The sequence below is a fragment of the Henriciella sp. genome (genome assembly GCF_049649345.1).
In the GTDB taxonomy this organism is placed as follows: Bacteria; Pseudomonadota; Alphaproteobacteria; order Caulobacterales; family Hyphomonadaceae; genus Henriciella.
In genome coordinates this window covers 1-3,177 of record NZ_JBARZC010000674.1, presented here as the reverse complement: position 1 = coordinate 3,177, position 3,177 = coordinate 1, and the positions used below count along the sequence as shown (strand labels likewise).

Below are 3,177 nucleotides of genomic sequence, written 5' to 3'. Positions count from 1 at the left end.
TTCTTGGAGAAGGCACGTGCGATCTGCGGCAGGGACTTGTCCGTCATTTCCCGGCACAGATACATGGCGATCTGGCGCGGATGACAGATGTTGCGGGACTTGTTAGCGCTCTCAATCTCCGTCTTGGAAAGATTGAACACGCGCATTGTAGCCCGTTTCACATTGTCGAGCGTCGGGACCTGATACTCGCCCTGCTGGCGGCGCAGAACCGTTGACAGCATGTCCATGCTCGGCTCGACCTCGCCATAACCGGTCTCGGTCTGCAGGCTGTAGAGCACGCCGCACAGCTCACGGCCGGGGCCGCGCACTGTCGAGACGATCTTCTCGATCATCTCATCGGTGAGATCGAAGCTCTCCTGGTCACGCTGGATCATGCCAGCATGCAGGCGAACGATCTCGCGGCGCATCTCCTGGTCCGGCAGACCGACTTCGGCCGTCGCGGCACCAAGCAGCTCACCGCGCATACGCTGGGAGAAGCCCTTGAGATCGCCAGGCGCCTCATCAGCCGTCAGCAGCACGCGCCCACCTGATTTGGTGACCGAGCGGATATTCGCGAAGAAGGACTCGTCGGTTTTCTTCTTGCCGGCAATCCATTGCAGGTCATCGATCAGCAGGAGGTCATTGTCGCGGACCTGCGCTTTCAGATCGCGCGTATCACCCTCGCGCGCTCCGTCGATATAGGCGGTCATGAACTCCTCAGCCGTCATATAGGTCACGCGCCGGTCATCACCGCTGGCGGCAATGGCGCTTTCAATGGCGCGCAGAATATGGGTCTTGCCCGTGCCCTGACGGCCATAGATGAGCGAGACTTCTGCGCGCAGCATGGTGCCTTCAACGAGCTGTTCAGCGAGCCGGACGGCACGTTTATTCGTGTCGCCGACGATCAGCGTGTCGAACGTCATCATGTTGCCCGTCTGCGGGGAGGTCGCAGCCGGTGCCTCGAGGGTCTCGGCTGTTACGCCTGCTTCAGCTGAAACAGACTGCTCAACCTCCCAAGGATTGCCCGCAAGCTCTCGCGTTGCGACAGGAATATCCTTCCAGCACGCAATCTCGAGGGCACGGCCTTTCGGGTCGACCTTGCGCCAGACCCGTTTCAGCATCGGCCGGTGATTGGCACTGATGCGGTCATAGGTGAGACGATCCCGCGCGGCGATCAAAACCGATTTATCGACTTCGGCGACGAAACGGAGGTTCTGAATCCATTTGTCGTAATCGTCGGTTGAGGCAATTTGCCTGGCGTCTGCCAGGAAGGCATTCCAGATTTCCAAACCCTGGTTCTGATCGAAATCTTTCTTGCCGGCGGATGTTGATACTCTACCCCATTTGCCAGATTCTTCATGGCGCCCCATCGGAACTTCCCCTTTCTTGTGTTTTCTGTTCCACTCTCCTTGAACGACTGAACACACGAACCCTGTCCGGACCTTTGAGGTCCGACATCTAAAACACTCGGTACAGGGACTAATTTCCGTCGATGGAGATACTAAAACAAAGGCGGGAAAGAGAGTCTAGCTGCCTTTTTTTTTAATTCGCGGCATTGGTATCTTGAAAGAAATGCGACAGCAAAAAATCGTATTTGAATCTACGTGTTAACTATGTACAAAAAAAATCAGTGGGTCTGTTTCGCAAATTTCACAATACTTGTTCCTCTAATGTTCTGTCAAATTTTTTGGGCCGACAAGCTGTGAATAAGTGCATTTTTCCCATGGGTTTGGCGCTCAAAACACGCTTTGAAATGAAAGCCCACTTTAAACGAAAAAGACCCGCATGGCTAGCCAGGCGGGTCTTGCAGAAATGCAGGTTTGTAACGCTTTGAAAGAAAGCGTTAGCCCATCGCTTTGACGCGCGCGCTGAGGCGCGAGATCTTGCGGGCCGAGGTGTTCTTGTGAAGAACGCCCTTGCTGGCGGCGCGCATGATTTCCGGCTGGGCCGATTTAAGCGCTTCGGCGGCGGCCTTCTGGTCGCCAGACTCGATCGCCTCTTCAACCTTACGGATATAGGTGCGCATGCGCGAGCGGCGCGCGGTGTTCACTTCGGTGCGACGTGCAATCTTGCGCACCATTTTCTTGGCTGAGCGTGTATTCGCCATCAATAACTCCTGAGTGTCCGGTCGGACGCAAGCGGCGGACATACCTAAAGGCCTTGGCGTCGTCAACCGGAATGGGCTGTGGCGGGTGCATTAATGGCAGGCGACGGTGAGATTTTGTCAGAAGACGGCATATCCGCTGTTTCTGTCTCTGCAAACGGCCGCGACGCTACCTGTTATTAAAGTGCGGCTCGCGCTTCTCGACGAAGGCTTCCATGCCTTCTTTCTGGTCTTCGGTGGCAAACAGCGAATGAAACAGGCGCCGTTCGAACATGACGCCCTGGCTGAGCGTCGTCTCATAGGCCGCGTTGACCATTTCCTTCGTCATCATCGCTGTCGCGCGCGGCATGGACGCGATCTTGCGCGCGACTGATTTTGCCTCGTCGAGCAGGTCATCTGTCGGTACGATCCGCGAGACGAGCCCGCAGCGTTCAGCCTCTTCGGCGTCCATCATGCGGCCTGTCAGGCACATTTCCATCGCCTTCGACTTGCCGGCAAAGCGGGTGAGGCGCTGTGTGCCGCCTGCGCCCGGCGAGACGCCGATGGTGATTTCCGGCTGGCCGAACTTGGCGTTCTCTGCGGCAAGGATGAAGTCGCACATCATCGCCAGCTCGCAGCCGCCGCCGAGTGCATAGCCCGACACTGCCGCGATGACTGGTTTGCGCATCTTCGAGGCGCGCTCCCAGTTCTTGGTGATGAAGTCATTATAATAGGCGTCGAGATAGGATTGCTCGCGCATCTCCTTGATATCTGCGCCGGCCGCAAAGGCTTTCTTTGATCCGGTGATGACGATGCAGCCAATCGAGGCGTCATTGTCGAACCGGTCGAGGGCTTCAGACAGCTCATCCATCAGCTGGTTGTTGAAGGCGTTGAGCGCGTCCGGCCGGTTCAGCGTGATGATGGCGATCGCGTCATCGACTTCGGTGAGAAGCGTTTCATATGCCATTAGAATACCGTTCCATGTCGTTCTTGCGTTTGCGGTCTGAAGCCGCGACTGTGGGAGCCATACGAGATTAGAGGTCTGGCGTCGATAGGGAGTAACCAGTGATGAGACTTGGCAAAACGATGGGCCTGTGGCTCGCGGGGGCCTGTGC

3 protein-coding genes are annotated in these 3,177 nt (G+C 56.8%); all 3 read right to left on the bottom strand.

The features are described from left to right. The coding region (locus WA989_RS18610; protein ID WP_424341966.1) for a DnaA ATPase domain-containing protein at positions 1 to 1,268 on the bottom strand (1,268 nt) is incomplete at its 3' end. Between the two features lie 554 nt (positions 1,269 to 1,822). Next, the gene (gene rpsT / locus WA989_RS18605) at positions 1,823 to 2,086 is read right to left on the bottom strand and encodes a 30S ribosomal protein S20 (RefSeq protein ID WP_424341965.1); all 264 of its coding nucleotides are present in this window, start codon (positions 2,084 to 2,086) and stop codon (positions 1,823 to 1,825) included. 166 nt (positions 2,087 to 2,252) lie between these two features. Beyond that, a complete protein-coding gene (locus WA989_RS18600; protein WP_424341964.1) occupies positions 2,253 to 3,029 on the bottom strand; it encodes an enoyl-CoA hydratase in 777 nt (258 codons plus the stop codon). Between the last annotated feature and the right edge of the window lie 148 nt (positions 3,030 to 3,177).